This window comes from Fusobacterium sp., from assembly GCF_030528405.1.
GTDB lineage: Bacteria > Fusobacteriota > Fusobacteriia > Fusobacteriales > Fusobacteriaceae > Fusobacterium.
Genome location: NZ_JAUMYY010000009.1, coordinates 1 through 19378 on the forward strand (window position 1 = coordinate 1; position 19378 = coordinate 19378).

At 27.4% G+C, this 19378-nt stretch carries 16 protein-coding genes, 2 tRNA genes and 1 riboswitch; of the genes, 5 read left to right on the forward strand and 13 right to left on the reverse strand.

All coding sequences use genetic code 11. The features are described from left to right. Positions 1–53: 53 nt before the first annotated feature. Entirely contained in the window at positions 54–4616 is a 4563-nt protein-coding gene (locus tag Q4A58_RS02525) for an AAA domain-containing protein (protein WP_303116340.1), read from the reverse strand. Between the two features lie 161 nt (positions 4617–4777). Here Q4A58_RS02525 and Q4A58_RS02530 point away from each other — a divergent pair. The 5 genes from Q4A58_RS02530 to Q4A58_RS02550 all read left to right on the forward strand — a co-directional run bounded on the left by Q4A58_RS02530 (position 4778) and on the right by Q4A58_RS02550 (position 7592). After that, a tRNA-Pro gene (locus tag Q4A58_RS02530) sits at positions 4778–4854 on the forward strand. A 2-nt stretch (positions 4855–4856) separates the two neighbouring features. After that, positions 4857–4931: transfer RNA gene (locus Q4A58_RS02535), tRNA-Gln, on the forward strand. 244 nt (positions 4932–5175) lie between these two features. Further along, positions 5176–6489: an SPFH domain-containing protein gene (locus tag Q4A58_RS02540; RefSeq protein ID WP_303116342.1), complete on the forward strand. Its 1314-nt coding sequence runs from the start codon at positions 5176–5178 to the stop codon at positions 6487–6489. 18 nt (positions 6490–6507) lie between these two features. Further along, positions 6508–7032: a hypothetical protein gene (locus tag Q4A58_RS02545; RefSeq protein WP_303116344.1), complete on the forward strand. Its 525-nt coding sequence runs from the start codon at positions 6508–6510 to the stop codon at positions 7030–7032. 26 nt (positions 7033–7058) lie between these two features. Further along, positions 7059–7592 (forward strand): hypothetical protein, encoded by a 534-nt coding sequence (locus tag Q4A58_RS02550; RefSeq protein ID WP_303116346.1) that lies wholly within the window; start codon positions 7059–7061, stop codon positions 7590–7592. A 240-nt stretch (positions 7593–7832) separates the two neighbouring features. On the opposite strand, the gene Q4A58_RS02555 is transcribed toward Q4A58_RS02550, so the two are convergent. The 12 genes from Q4A58_RS02555 to Q4A58_RS02610 form a co-directional block, all read right to left on the reverse strand. Next, positions 7833–8123, reverse strand: coding sequence for a hypothetical protein (locus Q4A58_RS02555; protein WP_303116348.1), 291 nt, complete (start codon positions 8121–8123; stop codon positions 7833–7835). A 155-nt stretch (positions 8124–8278) separates the two neighbouring features. Next, on the reverse strand, positions 8279–9208 hold the full coding sequence (locus Q4A58_RS02560) for a hypothetical protein (RefSeq protein WP_303116350.1): 930 nt from the start codon (positions 9206–9208) through the stop codon (positions 8279–8281). Next, positions 9201–9806: a hypothetical protein gene (locus Q4A58_RS02565; protein WP_303116352.1), complete on the reverse strand. Its 606-nt coding sequence runs from the start codon at positions 9804–9806 to the stop codon at positions 9201–9203. Before Q4A58_RS02565 ends, Q4A58_RS02560 begins: the two co-directional genes overlap by 8 nt. Beyond that, a complete protein-coding gene (locus Q4A58_RS02570; RefSeq protein WP_303116355.1) occupies positions 9807–10265 on the reverse strand; it encodes a hypothetical protein in 459 nt (152 codons plus the stop codon). Between the two features lie 44 nt (positions 10266–10309). Then, positions 10310–10594 (reverse strand): hypothetical protein, encoded by a 285-nt coding sequence (locus Q4A58_RS02575; protein ID WP_303116356.1) that lies wholly within the window; start codon positions 10592–10594, stop codon positions 10310–10312. 311 nt (positions 10595–10905) lie between these two features. After that, positions 10906–12243 (reverse strand): MATE family efflux transporter, encoded by a 1338-nt coding sequence (locus Q4A58_RS02580; RefSeq protein WP_303116359.1) that lies wholly within the window; start codon positions 12241–12243, stop codon positions 10906–10908. Position 12244: 1 nt separating this feature from the next. Next, on the reverse strand, positions 12245–12709 hold the full coding sequence (locus tag Q4A58_RS02585) for a MarR family winged helix-turn-helix transcriptional regulator (protein ID WP_303116361.1): 465 nt from the start codon (positions 12707–12709) through the stop codon (positions 12245–12247). Between the two features lie 369 nt (positions 12710–13078). After that, positions 13079–13954, reverse strand: coding sequence for an ABC transporter substrate-binding protein (locus Q4A58_RS02590; RefSeq protein WP_303116408.1), 876 nt, complete (start codon positions 13952–13954; stop codon positions 13079–13081). Positions 13955–13979: 25 nt separating this feature from the next. Beyond that, a complete protein-coding gene (locus Q4A58_RS02595) occupies positions 13980–15944 on the reverse strand; it encodes a TonB-dependent receptor (protein WP_303116362.1) in 1965 nt (654 codons plus the stop codon). A 209-nt stretch (positions 15945–16153) separates the two neighbouring features. After that, a riboswitch (cobalamin riboswitch) is annotated at positions 16154–16328 on the reverse strand. Between the two features lie 322 nt (positions 16329–16650). Beyond that, positions 16651–17340, reverse strand: a complete 690-nt coding sequence (locus Q4A58_RS02600) for an LrgB family protein (protein ID WP_303116363.1) — start codon at positions 17338–17340, stop codon at positions 16651–16653. Continuing rightward, entirely contained in the window at positions 17337–17711 is a 375-nt protein-coding gene (locus Q4A58_RS02605) for a CidA/LrgA family protein (RefSeq protein ID WP_303116365.1), read from the reverse strand. The genes Q4A58_RS02600 and Q4A58_RS02605 overlap by 4 nt, the downstream gene beginning before the upstream one ends. Positions 17712–17768: 57 nt before the next feature. Beyond that, complete coding sequence (locus Q4A58_RS02610; protein ID WP_303116367.1) at positions 17769–19349, reverse strand: L-lactate permease; 1581 nt, start codon at positions 19347–19349, stop codon at positions 17769–17771. Positions 19350–19378: the final 29 nt, after the last annotated feature.

Here is a 19378-nt window from a genome sequence, read left to right on the forward strand (position 1 = left end):
AATAAAAAAAATGGGACTATTTCTCTTTAAACATGAAATAGTCCCTTTTTATCTTATAATACTTCCTTTTCCATCTCCCATTCTTTTAAAATTTCCTCAGCCCTTTTTACAAGTTTTTCCTTTAAAAGATTTTTTGGATGTGTTTCATCAATTTTTTCTGCTTTTATATCAAACTCTGAAAGTTCCCTTATAATTTTCTTTATAGTCTCTTCAGGATTACTATAATATTCACTTCCTCGAACACGTATAAATCTCCAACCAAGTCTTTCTAAAATAGTTTGGCGTTCCATATCTTCTTTTATGCTGTCTTTACCGCTATTATTTAGATCTCCATCACATTCTATAGCAATTTTTTTTGCTCCATAAGTAACAACCATATCTATACGATATGAGCCTACTCGCCAATCTTGAACTATATTATAACCTTGCTCTTTTAATTCCTTTGCTATTGCAACTTCTAGTTGAGATTCTATCTTTTTTTCTCGACTTCCTATCTGTTCTCCAAAACTTTCAGGATTCATTACATATTCAATCAAGTCTTTTCGTATATCTCCTATCTTTAAATCTTTTGTAATATCTAAAGAATGAACTACCCATAATTGATTTTTAGCACGACTAGCAGCAACATTATATCTTTGCTTCATTGCTTTTCCAACACCTTCTCCTGTAATTCGAAGAGGACTATCTCCCTCATTACTATCAACAAGTGAAATAAAAATCACATCTCTTTCATCTCCTTGAAAATGCGAAGCATTTCCACATAAAATTTTTCTTTTTTCAAAATCAAGAGGTTTTATTTTTTCCAAAGCTAAGTGATTTATCCTATTTGCCTGTTCATCTCCTAAAAGTGATATTGCACCAAAAGTCATATTTTTATATTCTTCAAATTCCATACATGCGAGCATAAGTGCAACTATTGTTTTTGCTTCTTTTTCATTTATTTTTTGTTTATCATTTCTCAAACCGTTCTTTAAGTAATATGAAACAGTTGCTGGTTTTATTGGTACTAAGCTGTCATCTCTTAAAGCTTTTATCTTATATTCATATGATAATCTATTGCTATAACCTATTATGTCAGGCACACATCTAAAATGTTCTCTTAACATAAGAGATGGGAAAGTCGTTTTTGCTATATCATACAATGAAGATTTCATATCATAAAGATGTGCATTTGGTATTATTCCTTTAATAAACATATTAGATAAATTAGTCATTTTATCTACATCTAAACCTACTGCTGATGGGCTAACTTGCTCATCATCTCCAACTATAATTATTTTCTTTGCGAGATATAAAATAGCAAGAGCAGAAATATCAGATTGACTTGCCTCATCAATAATTACAATATCAAATTTATTTGTCTTAGGATCTAAACTTTCAAGTGCTTTATTTACAGGCATTACCCATGCAGGAACTGCAGTTTGACATTTTGCCATTAATTTTTTTGCTTCTTTTCTAAGTGCTGGTGCTGTTTTTCCTGTTCCTTTTCCAATTTTTTTTACAGTTAATTTCCATCCCTGCAAGGCTTGTTTTTGTGAAATATCTTTTTCTATTCTATTTAATAATTGTAACCAAGCTAAGTTTTCAACTAGTTTTCCTGTAACTTTTTTTAACTCTTTACTTAAATTTACAGCTTTATATTGATACTCTTCAAAAGGTATAGCTATTATCTCATTAAGTACACTGGAAAATTTCTTCCACTTCCATGCTTTTTTTATATTTTCAGGTGGTCTCGATTCTCCATGAATACCTATACGATTTTTTATTAATTCTGCCCATTCAGGTGCTACAGTCATAATAGATGATATCAGCTTTTCTCTTTCAATTATAAAAGAATTCTTTGAGTACAGTTCTGCAAGTCTTGCGTGTAATTCTTTATACTTTAAAATATCCTTATCTAGTAATGCAACTTTTAAATTTTTACATAATGATGAATTTGTAAAAGATTTTTCTTCCAGTAATTCAATAGTTTTTTCATATTTACTCGAGAGATTAGTAGAATTTGAATTGATATTTATTAATATATCAATGCACTGTGGTAAATAGAAATAAAAATTTTCTATAAGCCCGCTTGTTTCCTCAATAAGATTTGAAAAACTTTTTTTCTCTATCAATATACTACTATCTAAATTTGCTATTTCAATTAAATTTTGTATTTTAGGATAGATTTCGTTATACCAATTTACAGAATTTTTAATTTTTTCTACATAGTTTATTGCAGTATGCTCAGGTTCCTCTCCAAAATTTTTAAAACTTAGCCCTCCTTTTTTTTCAATTAATTCATACCATAGCTTTGAAAGTTCTTCACGCTTCATTTGCAAATTATAAAAGGCTATCAAGGCTTCACAATCAGCTACTGTTTCAATTGTGTTACCGTTGATTCGAGCTTTTTCATAAATTTCCATCCATTCTTTTGGTTTAAAAAAGCTAAAAGAATTTATTTTTTTACCTTTTGATAAATGCTCTCTCATTTCATCAAGGCTTTGGAGAGTTTGCTTTGACTTTACAAGCTTAGCTTCTATAGTCTTTCCTATAAGTAGAAGAGCTGTATCACCTGAATATTTATATAAATCTTCTATTTTTTGAGCTAAGGATAACCAAATAGCTTTAAAGCCTCCTCCTTTTTTCCCATCTAAAATTGAATATATTTGCCATTCTTCTATTTTAGAAGTTTCTATTTTATTTTCTTCAAGATATTTTTTTAATTCTTTTAACCTTAAATCATCGTATTTCTTACAAAAATTTTTTCCAGCTATTTTTAACATTTTATTAGCATAGTCAACTTCAAAATTCTTAACTCTTAAATTGTTTAATATTTCACGATTTTCATCTAAAAGTGAAGATTGTTCCATCAACAAAATTTCAAATTCTTCTGGCTTAATTATAAAATCTGGTTCTGGAAGTGAAGTCCCCAATTCTTTTTCTTCATTCTGGCTTATAAATTCATTAGTTTTATAAAGATAAGCTAGTTCATTCTCACTAAGTGGAAAATCTTTAGCTAAATTTACTTTTCCAGGAATATATGATAAATTCTCCTTATTATCATACACAAATTTTCCTGCTTGTGAGGCTGTATAGCTTTCATCTTCAAAAATTATATTTTCAAATTCTTTATGCTTTATAGAAAAGATTTCCCTACGTGCCTCATCTAATTCATTAAAAATACTATCTCTTTGTTTTTTAAGTTCCTCTATATTTTTTTCTAAATCTGAGGCAGAATGTGAAGAAATATATTCTGTTATTCCATCAATCGATCTCTCCATATCTTTATTATTATCATCTAAAACTGAAACACATAAATTTTGTAATTCTGGGCTTAGTTTTTCTTTTACCACTGATAAAGCCTTTTTAGTATGACTTGTAACAAGTATATTTTTCCCCTGTGCCAAAAAATGACCCATCAAATTAGCTATAGTATGTGTTTTTCCAGTTCCTGGAGGTCCTTGCACTAGAACGGCATTATAATTTTCAATTCTTCTAGCAATTTCAAGTTGTTCTCTATTAGCTTCCTTAGAAAACAAAATTTTTCTATCTTCTCCACTTATGGCTGATAAACTTTCACTTATATCCTGAATTTCTTTTATTTCTGTATATTGTGAAACATTTTCTCCTATCAAATTTAAAAGAGGACCTGTTAATTCTCCTGTTTCTTCCAATTGACTAATTATTTCTTCTATTGATTTTACAACTCCACTAGTTCTTTTTCTGATAAAAAATACTGGATTGTTATATACAATAAGTCTGTCATCCGTTTTGATTTTATCCTCTATATTTTCAATATAACTACTTTTAGAATCTAAACTATGTACTAAAGTTTTTAAAAAATTTGGACTTTCTATTCTATCTAGTGGATGATAAAAATTTTCTAAAAGTACCTCTTTTAAATTTTTAACGGCTGAGTGATTTATAAAATTTATAGTTTGTAATAACATAGTATAAATTTCAGGCTCTGAATCTGTGTCAACTATTCTAATTACATTATTTAATGCATCAAAGTCCATTGAAACTTTTTTCATTAAAATAGGATGTCTTACTTTTTTATTAGCAAGACTTTCACACTCCATTATTCCTTGCCCTACCATGAGTTCTAAAATTTCTGAATCTCTATCCAAATCTGTATATTTTAAATAGAGTTCATTGAACAATTTACGAGTTGCTTCTATTAATTTTTGTCTTTCTACCCATTGTTCTCTCTCTAAATAAAATTTTTCAAAGCTCTCTATTCTAGTCTTTTTATCTTCAAATTTTTCAAAATCTTTTAAATCCTCTATAGTTTCTTCAACATTCTTTGGTTTTTTTTCAACTTTTTCCAATTTTTTATTATAGTCGTACCAATCATCATTAATCCATCCCTCTAAAATTTTAGGTAATGTTGGTATTTTTTCAAAGTCTGGTTTTTTTACTTCTAATAGAATTGCTCTATCTGAATTAAACGCTTCGCTCTCTTCTAAACCTCTATCCATATAATTTAAATTTATATACTTACTTTTAAGTGGAATATCTGAGATAAATTTTATCCACTCCTGTTTTGCAATATCATTTATAACTGGATATTTTTGAGCATATAGTTCCATTATGTATTTAAAAAGACTAATTGCTTTTTCTTTATTTTCCATTTTTCCTCCTTAAGAGATTTTTTTGATTTTGAAATATTATTTTATTCTACCATATATTTTTAATTTAATTCAAGAATATGAAAACTTAAAATATAAATATTAATCAAAATTTTATTATTGACATATTTTTTTTTGCATGCTATTATAGTTAAGTTGTCAGACGGAATATAGCGCAGTCCGGTAGCGCACCTGCCTTGGGAGCAGGGGGTCGCAAGTTCGAATCTTGCTATTCCGACCATTTGGGGTGTCGCCAAGCGGTAAGGCAACGGACTTTGACTCCGTTATGCGTTGGTTCGAATCCAGCCACCCCAGCCATAAAAATAAGACTATTGAGCTAAATGAATTATTAAATTTATTTAGCTTTTTTATATTAGAAAAAATTTAAATAAAAATATTACTAAATCGAAAAACAAAGTATAAAATATTCAAACTTTTTCTATAATATGTTATAATATGATACTAATTATAATAATAGATTCGAATCTATCCAAGAAAAAAATAATTTTTATAATAAATACTAGAACCTATTAATTTTTGTAAAAGATTTAAGGAGGTTATTATGGGAATCTTAAGAGTTGGAATAGAAGTTGCTTCAAGTGTGCTAGCTGATCAATGGAGAGAATATTTTTACTGTCCTTCATTAAAAGAAAATGTTTTAATAAAAAAAGGTGAAAATAAAAATAAAGAAAATAATAAAGGTAGTTCAAATATTATTTCTAATGGCTCTATTATTACAGTTAATGAGGGACAATGTATGATGATAGTTGAGCAGGGAGCTATTGTTGAATTTTCATCTACTCCTGGAGAATTTATATATGATAATTTTACAGAATCAAGTATTTTTTATGATGGCTTAAAAAAAGGAATCACTGAAAGTTTTAAAACCTTTAAAAAAAGGTTTACAATGGCTGGTTCAACAGGAAAAGATCAGAGAATATATTATTTTAATACAAAGGAATTACTAGGAAATAAATATGGAACTGCAAATCCTATACCTTTTCGTGTTTTAGATACAAATATAGGTTTAGATATTGACATATCAATTCGTTGCCACGGTGAGTATGCATATAAAATTGTAGATCCTATTTTATTTTATAAAAATATTGCTGGGAATATAGAAAATGAATTCACAAGAGATAGAATAGATTCACAATTAAAAAGTGAACTTTTAACAGCTCTTCAACCAGCCTTTGGTAAACTTTCTGTTCGAGGGATAAGATACAGTACTTTGCCAGGTCATACTACAGAGCTTGTAGAGGCATTAAATGAAATTTTGGCACCTAATTGGGGAGAAAGATATGGTATTGAAATAACATCTTTTGGTTTCAATTCTATAAAAGCCTCTGAGGAAGATGAAAAGTTAATGAAAGATTTTCAATCAAAAGCTATTTTTAGAAATCCAGGTATGGCAGCAGCTCAACTTGTAGGAGCACAATCAGAAGCTATGAAATTAGCAGCTTCAAATACAGGAACAGGAGCGATGATGGCGTTTGCTGGCTTAAATATGGCAACAAATGCAGGTGGAATGAATATAGGAAATTTATTTCAAATGGATCAAAATGAACAAAGAACAGAAACTAAAAAAGAGGTTGTTTCTGGAATGAGTTGGCTTTGCTCATGTGGAACTACAAATAAAGGCAAATTTTGTATTGAATGTGGAAAGGCAAAACCTGAAGCACAAAATACTTGGTCTTGTTCATGTGGAGAAGAAAACAAAGGCAAATTCTGTATGGAATGCGGTAAACCAAAACCAGCAGGAGTTCCACAATATAAATGTGATAAATGTGGTTGGGAACCTAAGCTAGGAACAAAACCTCCTAAGTTTTGTCCAGAATGTGGAGATGTATTTGATGATGGAGATCTTATAAAATAATAATTTTGGGAGGAAGAAATGTATTTAAATGAAAAAAAATTAAATAGGATACTATTATTTAGTAAAATAAGAATTGGTATATTTTCATTTTTTGCCTTTATTTTTCTTTTTTCTATCTATGGAGCTTTTACAGATGAACCACAGCTTAAAGATGGTTTATGGTTGTATCTATCTTTAGCTTTATTTTTTATCTTTTTAGTCTATAGAGATATTGTAAAGTTTAATTTAATGAGAGCAGCTATGATGTATAATGGTATATTTATATTAGACTTTGATGGTTATATCAGTCTTAATGAACTTGCAGTTAAAACTGAAAAAAATGAAAAAAAAGTATCAAAAGAAATAAAAAAATTAATTGAAAAACATATTTTTCAAAATATTTCTTTGGAATTTGGAGAAAAACCACAGGTTATTTTAATGAAAAAAGTGGAAAAAAATGAAACTATAACTGAATCAGTTGACTGTCCTTACTGTGGAGCAACAGTTCTTAAAAGAAAAGGCTTTTCATCTAAGTGTGAATTTTGTGGTAATGATATTATGTAAAATTTTTATGAAAATAAGGGGGAAATATGAAAAAAATAGCTTTTTTTATTCTTTTTTGTTTCAGTTTTTTAAGTTATAGTATGGAAAATAAATTATATAAAGAATATTATAATGCACGTTTTGGTTATTCTTTAGATGTCCCTGTAGAAAACATTGAAGTAAATCTTGAAGAGAGTGAGGCTGATAATGGTGATGGAATAATAATTATAGCAGACAAAAACATCACTTCAAGTGTATTTGGAGGCTTTTTTATATCTCCTGAAGATGCTGCTGATGGAATAGGAGCTTCACTGGAAACTTTAAAAACTTATTATAATAATAGTATAAAAGAACATTCAAATGGGTTAGCATATCATATCTTTAAAAAAGATTATTGTGTTATTTCTTATCTGAAAAATGATGTTATCTACTATGAAAAAGTAATGTTAAATGAAAGATCAGGATCTTTTGTGAAACTGCAATTTAGCTATCCTAAGAATAAAAATAAGGAAATGAAATCCGTAGTAGAGAGAGTTAGTAAAAGTTTAAAAGTTAATTTACCATCTGTTTATGATAACTAGTTTTTTAAAATAATAGAAAATTAAAGGAAATAAAAACTCGTGTATATTTAAAAAAATTTCATTTTAAAAGAATTTCATTGTTAACTTTTTATAATTAAATTTTTGTAACAAAGAATAAAAATAAGGAAATGGAGCTATATAGGCAAAATTAAAATATTGCAACAGCTCCATTTTTATTGTTAATAGCTTACAGATTTTTCTACACTCTTTTTTTCAATATTAATTAAAATTAATTTTTTATTAAATTACTTTATTTTTAAGAAAATCTTCTTTAAGAATAGTCTTGTAATTTTCAGCTTCATTTATATAATCTTTTGGAATAGAATCTTTATCATAAACTTTTTTATCAGGTCCTATGTAACGGATAAGCTCCTGATTTTTATCAAAGTAATATCTTTTTTCTTCCAATTTCGCCTTTTTAATTTCTTTTCCATAATCATCAAGAAAGTGAGTTTTTAATGTTGAATATAGAAAATAAATTTTATAATCTTTTATATAGTATTCATCTACAATATCTTGACTTACATTCATATAGTAAAATATGATTTTTTTAATTTTTTTATCTTTAATATAAAATTCAGTATAAAAATCCCCTTCTCCTTGAATTGTTTTTACAGTATATTTCTTTTCACTATTGGTATTTGTAAATTCTTTTCTAATTTCTTTAACAATTTTTTCAACTTCATTTACATTACTGGTTCAGGTGCTGGTATAGGCCAGAAAACATCTTCAAAACTTTCTCCAAGTTCTTGTTGTTGGTAAAAAGAAAAACCTTCATCATTTTCTATAAATCTTAGATACCCTTTTTCACCACTTTCAAATTCTTTTACTTCAATCCAAGAATGGCTGTCAGTTTTTAAAAATATAAATTCTTGACCCGCTTTAGCTACAAATAAAATTTCATCAGAATCAGGTTTTTTATAGATATTAACAGCTTTATTTGCTGCAGTTGTTATTCTAGTAGAATAATTATTAAGTTCAGATAAGCCAAGTTCTTCCATGAAGAAAAAATCATCTTTTAATTTATAAGAAACAGCTTTTTCATATTCCATATAGCCTATTGTAGTAAGATATTTTGTATCCAGGCTTGCATTTTCTTGGTTTACACTATTTTTTAAATATTCAGGCGAGGTTATATCTATTTCACCGATTTGATATAGATCATTATCTTCATAATGAAGAACTAAATATTTATAATTAGGAGATACAACATCTTCAATTTGAAGCAAAATTTCTTTATATTTATCCTTAGGATCTATATCAATAATATTTATATCTAAAATTCTATAAGGTTTATCAATACTTAGATCATAAGGACTTAAAGATGCTAAAGCAAAGCTCTTATCATTTATTTTAAGGATTCCTGATTGCTTCAAGACAAGAGAATTTGTAACTTCACGTAGCCATCCGAAGGAACTATCCTCATTAAATAAAATTACATCTTCCTTTCCATCTCCATCCAAATCCATTTTTCCTGTAGCAGATATAAATTCCTCCTCTATTTCAAGATTTTCTACTTCCAAACCTTCTACTTTATATTTAGGCAATGATTTTTTTGATTTTTCAAGAGTTATGAACCCAGCATTTTCTTGTATATTTTCCTCCATCCTATTCATTGAAAGGTAAATTATCAAAAATATCTTGGAAAGTCATACCATCTAAATCTTCTTGCTTATAGAAATATAATTCTTCTCCATAATCACTTTCTTTCATTTGAAAATGAATATAACCAATTTTTCCTGTATTAAAACTTTTTACCTTTAACCATGATTTGAAATTGCTTGATACAAAAAGTAAATTATCTTCTTCTGCAGTAAAAAGAAGTTCATCAAAATCTTTTCCTTTATATACTTCAATATTTTTTTTCACAATACCTATAACTTTTCTATCAAAAATTCTTATATCAGAGATATTTTCTTGCTCTTTAAGTTTACCTTCTTGAATAAAATATAATTTTTCTTGAAAAGAAGAAAAACCTAAAGAATTATTCCATTCTTTAATTTTCAAAGCAGAACTTTTCTTATCAACACAAGTTGTAAAATTATCTGTCCATGGTAGATTAATTGCTCCTAAATATTTTAAATTATTTTTATCATAGTGAAGGAAAATTCCTAGTGAAGGAGCATATCTACTACCTTCTATCACAAAGACCAGTTCCTGATAGTTATCTTTTTTATCCATGTCTAAAATTTCCATATCAATAATTGGTGACATTCAATAAAGATCGCCTTCTTCTATACCCGCTAAGCTAAGAAGATCAATAAATTCAAAAGTTTTATTATTAATAACAAGTTTTGCTTCAGTTTCACTATTGGAATCCGTTCCTATATCTTCTTCAGGGACTTGACTTATAAATGAAATTTCTTCTTCTACATTATCTTGGTTTAGATCTACTTTACCATTTATATATGTTTTCATATTTTTTTCTTCTCTTGAGAGAATATTCTGAGAAATTTCTTCATCTATTTCCTCACTATTTTTACAAAAAACATTAATAAAAAGAGGAATATCATCATAAGAATAGTAATTGAAGTTATAACTTTCTTCCTCTGAATTTTCTTTTTTTACAATCAATTCATTTTCATAAAGGGAAGCCCAATTTTTAACAATAAGACTTTCTCCTCTCTTTAATGCCTTTGAGAAGAGAGTTTTAAACTCATCACTATTTGCCACATTTTTTCTAATTTCATAGGTATAACCATCTTTTAAAGGGATTATTAGAGTATAGTTTTCAGCCTTTTTTCTGTTTTTTCAGCTTCCTGAATTTCAAATTGAGGAATCTCTTTCCATAATTCTTCTTCTAAAAAATCTTTATTTTCAAAAGACAGAATTAAAAAGATATTATCTTCCTCATCATAGAAATCTAAATATTTCTTTGTAAAACTCAATAGCTTTTCATTATTAATCTTATTTTCTGCACTTTCTTCTTCTTTTTTTTCACAGGATATAAATAAAAATAAGACAAAAAAAGGAATAAATATAGAATAAAAAATCTTTTTCATAAATTTTACTCTCCTTTTACTATAATATTTTTATTAAACTTATTTATAAAATAAAATTTAATTTTCCTACAAAATGACCTTAATATATATTAATATATTTTAAATAAAAAAAGTAGCTCCAAATTTTGTCATTCTGGAACTACCTAAAAAATTTTCCATCAATATCGTTTTCCACAGAATTGATAATATCCTCTAATCCTCTAATTGATATATAGATTTAGCCATATCCTCTATTCCTTCTACTATATAGTGAAAATAAATATAGATATATTTTCTAGTGTTTTTTTATAAGACTATATATACTGAATACACTAAACATATTGATATTTTTTTCGTTTGCATACTATATAAAATATAGATACAATGACTGAAAGAACTTCTGCTATCACAACAGAAAACCAAATTCCATTTAATCCAAAGAAGATAGGTAAAATCAAGACACATAGTAATTGCAATCCAAAGGTTCTAATAAACGATAGTTTTACTGAAGTGATTCCATCATTCAAGGCAGTAAATAAAGCTGAAGTAAAAATATTTAATCCCTGCAACATAAATGAGAATGAAAATATTAAAAAGGCATGCTTCGTAATTTCCATAAGCTCCATATCATAACCAACAAATAATTTTGCTAAACTTGTTTTTAAGACAATTGCAATAAGAGTCATACTTATTCCAGAAAATAACATAATCCATACACTTTTTTTGAATATATTTTTCAGTTCATCTATATTATTTGCCCCATGATTAAATCCTATTACAGGTGACACTCCAATTGAATATCCTAAAAATATAGCCATGAAAATAAATTGTATATACATCAAAACTCCATATGCTGCCACTCCATTTTCTCCTACATATATCATCAATTCGAAATTGAATATTACACTCACTACCGAACTAGAAACATTTCCTACAAATTCTGATAATCCATTTATAATGACCTTAAAAATTGTTTTTAGCTCAAATTTTGCTTTTGTAAATTTTAATTTATTCCCATTTCGGATTACAAAATAAATAGCAGGTATCAAGGCTCCTACCAAAAAACCTATGCCAGTGGCTAAAGCTGCTCCAGCAACTCCCCATTTAAAATAAATAATAAAAACTGCATCTAAAATAATATTCGTTAAACCTGATATTATTGTAGAAAATAGACCTATTTTAGGCTTTTCAGCTACGATTAAAAAACTTTGAAAAACATTCTGTAGCATAAAGATTGGTATAAATCCCATTAAAATTCTACCATATGGTACGCAACTTTTAAGCATTTCTGCACTTGCTCCAAGCATATTTGCAATCAACTTAACAAATGCTATACCAAAAACCGAAATGAAAATCCCAATCAATCCTACAAATACTACTATCATTGTAAAATATTGATTTGCCTTTTCTTTTTCACCTTTTCCAAGCATCATAGAAACCAATGCACTACCACCAGTTGAAAATATAAAAACAATCGAACCTAAAATCATAATAAACGGGTATATAAGATTAACACCTGCAAATTCTATTTTTCCAACAAAATTTGATACGAATAAACCATCTATCACAGTATACAATGATGTTAGTATCATCATCAAGATAGATGGTAATGTAAAATGTATTAAATGCTTGTAAGAAAAGTGATCAGAAAGTTGAATTTTTTTTGCCATTCTAAATTCCCCCATCTCTTTCCGTATTTCTTAATCTTTTAAACTCCTCATTTAAATACTCTACAAGTACTCGACTTAACTTCAGATAAAGTTTCCTATCTTTTTCTTTAAACCTTGAAAATGCATTGTATTCAACTTCTTTTATTTTACCTATAACTTGATTAACAATCTTATTTCCTTTCTCAGTCAAAATAATATTTTTTCTATTTCTTGTTTTTGGTACCACTTGCAACGTCAGCAATCCATCTTTTTTTAATTTGAATATAGTAGAATTTATAGTTTGTTTTGAGTAAGAAAGTTCTTCACATAAACTACTTTGTGAATATAATTTATGTTCATCATATAAAATGTACAATACCCAAAATGCACAATCAGATAAATCATTCTGCTTTGCCATTTGATGATATATATTATCAAGTTCTTTAAATATAAAATTAATTTCTGATATTTGTTCTTCTATTCTCATTATCAATAACCTCCCAGTTTCTATTTTAAGACTTTTATTATAGTCTTAATTCGGATACTTGTCAATAATTTATTACTCACACATGTATATTTTTTTTTAAATAATTAAAAATTTATAATCTTTTTTTATCTTGAATCTTAACTTCTCTTCTGTATTATTTCCTTTAAATATTCTTATAAGTTTTTCTTACTCTATTTATTTTGCTTTATCAATAGTTTTATTTTCTATATCTTTTATAACTAACTATTACACATTCTATAATGTTATTATACTTTTTTTAGTTTTAATAAAAATATTTTTTATTTTTTCTATTTCCAATTTTCAAAAAAAATAGCTCTAGAAGCTTTTCTAGAACTATTTAAAAATGAATTAATCCTCAAATTGATATATAGATTTAGCCATATCCTCTATTCCTTCTACTATATAGTGAGAATAAATATAGATATATTTTCCAGGTATAGTATAAACTTTATTGTTTTGAACAGCATTTAAATTTTCATAACTCTTGTCATTCTTTATAAATTTTATAAATTCTTGATTTTCTGAATTATCAGAAGAATTCCAAACAGGAACAAGTATAACATCTGGATTCATTTCAATAACTACTTCTTTAGAAATTTTAGCAAAACGCCCTATACCTAATTCTGCTGCTAAATTTACAGCATAAATTTTTTTCAACATATCATCAAAAATACTTCCTCTGCCATTAGTTCCCTCATAATGAGAATATTCTAATACCTTTGGTGAATTTTTTTTAAGTTTTTTTATTTTTTCTTGAAGTGACTCCAATCTTTTGTCCATATTTTTTATTATTTTTTCGCCTCGTTCTTCTTCTTCTAATAACTTAGCCAGTTCTCTTATTAAAGCTTGAACTTCTTCATAAGTGAGAGGTGTTTTATAAATATATACATTTACTCCTGCATCCTCTAATTGAGCTCTAATTTCACTTTTTAACCAATCTGCTGCTATAACAATATCAGGTTCCAGCTCAATCATTCTCTCAACATTATCTTCTACTTTTTCAAACTTGTTGAGTTTATTGTATAAAATCGAAGTCATTTCATTATTACTAGCTTTTCCACGAAAGGCTAGTACTCTTTCCCTGTCTATCATATCATATAGTATTTCATCTCCTGCCATAGATAAAGAGATAATTTTATTATATTTTTTAGCATTTAAATCCTTAGCAAAAATCGTTACACTAATGAAAAAACATAATATCAAGAGATTTAAAATTCTTTTCATTTCTACCACTCAATTTCCTCTTATTTTAGAAAGTATATCTTATACCTACATAATAATTTCTACGAGTTCCGTAATAATAGTTAACCTTAGTTCCTTTAGAATCTAATTTTGGATTAAAGTATTCTTTATCTAATAAATTTTTAATTCCTCCATAAATGCTTAATCCATTTTCCATTTCATAATTTAAACTTGTATCCAGTTCTCCATGTCCTTTTTGTTTAGGATGCTTATTATGAAAATCATAAACTATATATGTTCCTCCATAATGATTATAAGAAGTAGACCATGTTAAATTATCTGTTAATTTATAATCCATACCTAGGCTATAAATATATTCTGGAACTCCTGGAATTTTACTTCCTGCAAAAACACCACTTTTTATTTTGTGTGATAGATAACTAAAACTTTCCCTGAAAGTAATGTTTCCTAAATATTGCTCCATTGAAAGTTCTATTCCCCTTCTTTGATTTTTGCCAGGCAAGTTATAATTATTACCTAATTTACCATTTTCATAAGCTACATAAAAAATTTCATTAGCTGTATTTGTTTGAAATATTGAACCTGAAAGGAAGAACCAATTTCCTGCTGTTTTCAATCCCAATTCAAAAGTATCTGAGTTTTGAGTTTTTACTTCATATTTACTTCTCCATCTTCCTGCTTCTCCTGCAGTTGGAGCACGAAATGCCTTACTATAAGTTAAGTAAATACTGCTGGTATCATTAAATAAATAATTTGCACTTAACTCATAAGCATCTTCATTAAATGCTTTATTTAAAGTTTTAGATTTAGCTCTTTTTGGATTAGGATTCAAAAGATCTTTAACATCATATTTTATTTTCTGATGCCTATATGCCTGTGTGAATATAAAATCATTCCACTGGAATGTATTGCTTATAAATAAGCCCAAAGATTTTTTGCTAGTATCTGTCTTTGTTTCTTTTTTATAAGTGTACTTAGATCTACCTTCTAAATAATCTCCTCCTAATATAAAATATGACTTTGGCATATAAGTATATTTTATTTGAGGGCTTATATAAAATGTTTCTGTATCTCTTATAGTTGAAACTTCACCATTTTTTTCATCAATGGATTTATATAATTTGTCTTTAAAATCTCCAGCAATTATAAAATCTAAATTTTCAGCCCATTTTCCTTCATACTTAACTTTATAGATCTTTAAATTTTCTTTTCCCTTTATTTTAGAAGTAGATTCCTTAATTTTTTTATTTTCAATATCTTTTTTTGATAAATAGCCAGGAAATCTATATTCAGTATCTGAATGTTGAAAATTTAAGTTCAAACTATGTCCAGTCATATTATATTTCATATTAATATCAAAGTGTTCAACATCACGAGTATGATGATCTCTATAATTATTTTGTCTTTTATCATTATATTTAATATCGAAAGATAAATTTTTTGTAATGTTTGTTCCTAAATTTAATTTATAATTCTTTAAATCATAAGAACCAATTTCATAAGAAAACGAACCATAGTACTTATCTTTTCTTGGTTTTTTAGTAATTATATTGATAACACCAGCTACAGCACCTTCACCATATAGTATATTTCCACTATTAGGTAAAACTTCTATTCTTTCCACATTATCAATGGGAATTAAGTTTAAATTTACTCCCCCAGTGTCCACAACACTATTATAAGGTAAGCCATCCATTAAAAAAAGAATATTTTGCTCTTCTTTTCCAGGTATCATACCTCTAAATGAGATCTTGGCATCTGAGCCTCCCATATTGTTGTAAGCCATTAGTCCAGGGACGGTTTTTAAAGCATCTTCTATTGACTGTGCTCCTCTTTCTTTAATATCTTTTGCTGTAACAACAGTTATATTTTTTGGACTTTTTAAAACACTATTTCCAAAACTTTCTGCTGTTACAACAGTTTCTTCTAATTTTACTGTAGGATTTTCCTTTGCTACTCCTTGCTGATTTAACACTATAAAAAATGTCATTAAAATAAAACTTTTTTTCATATAACCTCCCAAAATTTATAATTGATTTTTGTTAATAAAATCTGTTTTTTAATTTCAATTCTAAAAATTAGGGCTTCAACTTATTACCAAAAAAACTCTTATTTAGTAATCATCCTAATAAGAGTCCATTTAAAAATTAAAATTTATATACCTTCTTCTCCAATCTTCTACCCAAGATTTTGAGTTCAACTCGGTACGATATAACAGTTCAATTTTTTATATTAAATGGTAAGTCTCCTGACTCGGCTTCTTTCTAATTTCATCCCTTCCCAGTTTCCCAGTGGTATATTATGATTTCGTCCACCATACAGTAGCTTTCGCTGTGTGGGCTTCTCACCCAACTTCCTCTATTAAGCTTATAGCACCTATTTTGTTTTATTCTAAATATAATAGTACTATAGCAAAACGAAAAAGTCAATAGACAATATTTTTTAATAAATTTATAAATTTAATATTAAGTTTTATATGAAAAAAAATATTTTTTCTTTTTTTAGAATATTTTTTAATAGATTTTCTATTTTTTAATATACATAACTATATATAAAATATAAAAATTAAAATTTCTAACTACATTAAAAATACTATTAATAAAAATTAAAAGACAACTAAAAAAGGTTATATAATATTACAAGTTAGAAAATTTTTCCAACAATAAATTATTAGATAACCATTTTTAAAAAAATTTTATTTATAATGAGTAGAAATATTAATTAAAAAATGATAATAGAATCGGAATAAGAAAGGAAGTAAAAATTGCAGCTAATCCTACAGCTAGTCCACTCATAGCTCCTTCTATTTCTCCTAATTCTAAAGCTTTAGATGTCCCTATAACATGACTAGATGTCCCTATTGCAAGACCTCTTGCAACTGGATATTTTATAAATTTTCCGACTAAAGGTGCCATGACAGCTCCTGTTACTCCTGTTATAACTGTCATAAAAGCAATCAAGGAAGTTTCCCAGCCAAATTTATTTCCTATATCTAGTGCAACTGCCAATGTTACAGATTTAGGCAGCGATGCATAAAGAAAAATTGAACTAAATTTCCCTAAAATTCCTAGAGTATAAGTAATTACTATGGCAACTATACTCCCAATAAAAACTGAAAATAATATAGAAAAACAATTCTTTTTTAAAATTTTAAACTGTTCATGTAACGAAGTACCAATAACAACAGTTGCAACAGGGTTTATAAGTATTTTTATCAACATTCCCCCTTTATCGTATGCTTCATAAGGAATATTAAAAAATATTAAAAAGAAAATTGATAGTATAATCCCTATCAATAAAGGATTAAAAAGTATAAATTTTATCTTTTGAGAAAGATATCTTCCAATTTGATAAGTCATTAAAGAAAGCATTATTCCGAAAAATGGATTAAATAGTATGTTTTTCATTTTTCCTCCTCATTTTTTTTCTTAAAAAATTTTGTATGTATATATATAATGATATCCGAAACTTTTCCCACAATTAACATTGTCAAGAAAGTTGCTAAAATAGTTATTGTAAAAACTGTTAAGAAAATTTCCATTGTTATTAATTCTAATTCTTTGAGAATCCCAACACCTACTGGAAGAAAAAAGAAAGATAAATACTTACGACAAATTGCTACTATATTTTTTAGAAAATCTACTTTTATTATTTTAAATTCTAGTAAAAGAAATAATATTATAGATGAAATAACAGTCTCAGAAAGTGGAAAAGAAATATACTTACTTATAGTTGTTCCTAATAAAGAAATGATTAAAATTAACATACATTGCGCCATATTATTTAACCTCCTCTTTCTTAATATTTAAAATTTATATATAAGGAAGTAAAAATTTTATTTTAAAACCATTGGTAAATTAGGAAATAAAACATAAACATAAACTAGACTTAAAATAGCATATAAAGTCCATAAAATACAAATAGGCTCAAATACCTTTCTCATAACAATACCTTCGGAATCCTTTAACCCCACTGTGGTACAAACAGCTACTACATTATTTGTACAGATCATATTTCCCAATGCTCCACCTGTGCTTTGTGCTGCAAAAATAACAGGGATACTTAGCTCTAATATCATACATGCTTTTGCATGCAAAGCTGAAAACATTATATTAGAACCTGTTGTTGTTCCTGCAACAAAAGAACCCAATGATCCTATAATTACTGCAAAAGCAGGATATATTTTCCCTGTTAAATTAGCAAGAGCAGTTGCGATAATAGTCAACATTCCTGTTACTTTCATTAAATTTGCCACTGCAAGCAATGCAGACATCGCTATTAGAGCACCTACAACACTTATAAATGATTCTTTCATATATTTAGGCATAGAACTTGTCGTTTTCAAGATAATAGAACCTATTAGACATACAGCAGCTATTGTTGTCCCAATCCAAACAGCAAAACCTAATTTAATAAACCATAATGGAGCAAAAAAACGAACTAATGGAAAAATAATCATTAGAATTAGATATGTTGAAACCGCTTTTAACGTAGACATCTCATTCTTTTGTTCGTTTCCATCCAGCTTTAAGCTAAATTCTGGTGGGATTACTGTTTTTTTATTAAATAATTTTATGTATATAACTGCTGCGATTAAAGAAAAAATTCCTGCACAGATAGTAGGAAATTCTGCTCCCACAAATGTTCCCATTAATATCAATGTCATTCCATATACAAAACCTGTAAAAATAGAAAAAATTATTATTTCTTTATCAAAAGCTTTCTTTCTATATAAAATAAATAAAACTATCATAGGGCAAAATAATGCACCAAAAAAATGGATAAAAGAAGTTGCCATAGAGATGTTCATAATAGTGGCCTCTACATTTATATTAGTAGGAACAGGGGTATTACTGACCCAAGGGACTGTGTTCATCATTTCAAAAACTATTTCAGGAGTTTGAGTTGATAAATATGGACTAAATCCTCCTATCGTTGTTAATCCAGCTGCTCCTAATGATGCAGCAATTCCATTAAAAATTAATGCTGCACTTACAGCTTCTAAGACAGGAAGCCCTAATGCCATTAAAAATGGTGCACAAATAGCAGCTGGTGTTCCCGCTCCTGCAACTCCTTCCAAAAATCCACCAAAACAAAATGCAATTATAATAATTTGTTTTCTCCTATCTAATGTTAATTCAGCAATACTTTCTTTAATTTTATTCATGGCATTCGTATGTACAAGCATATTTAAAATTAAAAATGCTGCCCATATCATATATACCATTTTAGAGCCTTCTATTATTCCTATTTTAGTTTGTTTAAAAACTTCCATTTTTTCTGTACCAAAATAGAGAATAGCAATAATCATCGTATAAATCATTGCAAATAATGATACCCATTTTGCAGGTTTTTTAAAACCAATTACTCCTGTTGTTATTACTAATAAAGGGCTTAAAGATAAAAATAATTCCAAAATTACCACCTCCATATATAGTTTAATTT

Coding starts and splice junctions, on each gene's coding strand:
- Q4A58_RS02560 (WP_303116350.1), bottom strand. CDS start 9,208: ATGAATAGGATGGAGGAAAATATACAAGAAAATGCTGGGTTCATAACT.
- Q4A58_RS02555 (WP_303116348.1), bottom strand. CDS start 8,123: ATGAATGTAAGTCAAGATATTGTAGATGAATACTATATAAAAGATTAT.
- Q4A58_RS02565 (WP_303116352.1), bottom strand. CDS start 9,806: ATGTCACCAATTATTGATATGGAAATTTTAGACATGGATAAAAAAGAT.
- Q4A58_RS02600 (WP_303116363.1), bottom strand. CDS start 17,340: ATGAAAAACATACTATTTAATCCATTTTTCGGAATAATGCTTTCTTTA.
- Q4A58_RS02525 (WP_303116340.1), bottom strand. CDS start 4,616: ATGGAAAATAAAGAAAAAGCAATTAGTCTTTTTAAATACATAATGGAA.
- Q4A58_RS02550 (WP_303116346.1), top strand. CDS start 7,059: ATGAAAAAAATAGCTTTTTTTATTCTTTTTTGTTTCAGTTTTTTAAGT.
- Q4A58_RS02595 (WP_303116362.1), bottom strand. CDS start 15,944: ATGAAAAAAAGTTTTATTTTAATGACATTTTTTATAGTGTTAAATCAG.
- Q4A58_RS02545 (WP_303116344.1), top strand. CDS start 6,508: ATGTATTTAAATGAAAAAAAATTAAATAGGATACTATTATTTAGTAAA.
- Q4A58_RS02540 (WP_303116342.1), top strand. CDS start 5,176: ATGGGAATCTTAAGAGTTGGAATAGAAGTTGCTTCAAGTGTGCTAGCT.
- Q4A58_RS02585 (WP_303116361.1), bottom strand. CDS start 12,709: ATGAGAATAGAAGAACAAATATCAGAAATTAATTTTATATTTAAAGAA.
- Q4A58_RS02575 (WP_303116356.1), bottom strand. CDS start 10,594: ATGAAAAAGATTTTTTATTCTATATTTATTCCTTTTTTTGTCTTATTT.
- Q4A58_RS02605 (WP_303116365.1), bottom strand. CDS start 17,711: ATGGCGCAATGTATGTTAATTTTAATCATTTCTTTATTAGGAACAACT.
- Q4A58_RS02580 (WP_303116359.1), bottom strand. CDS start 12,243: ATGGCAAAAAAAATTCAACTTTCTGATCACTTTTCTTACAAGCATTTA.
- Q4A58_RS02590 (WP_303116408.1), bottom strand. CDS start 13,954: ATGAAAAGAATTTTAAATCTCTTGATATTATGTTTTTTCATTAGTGTA.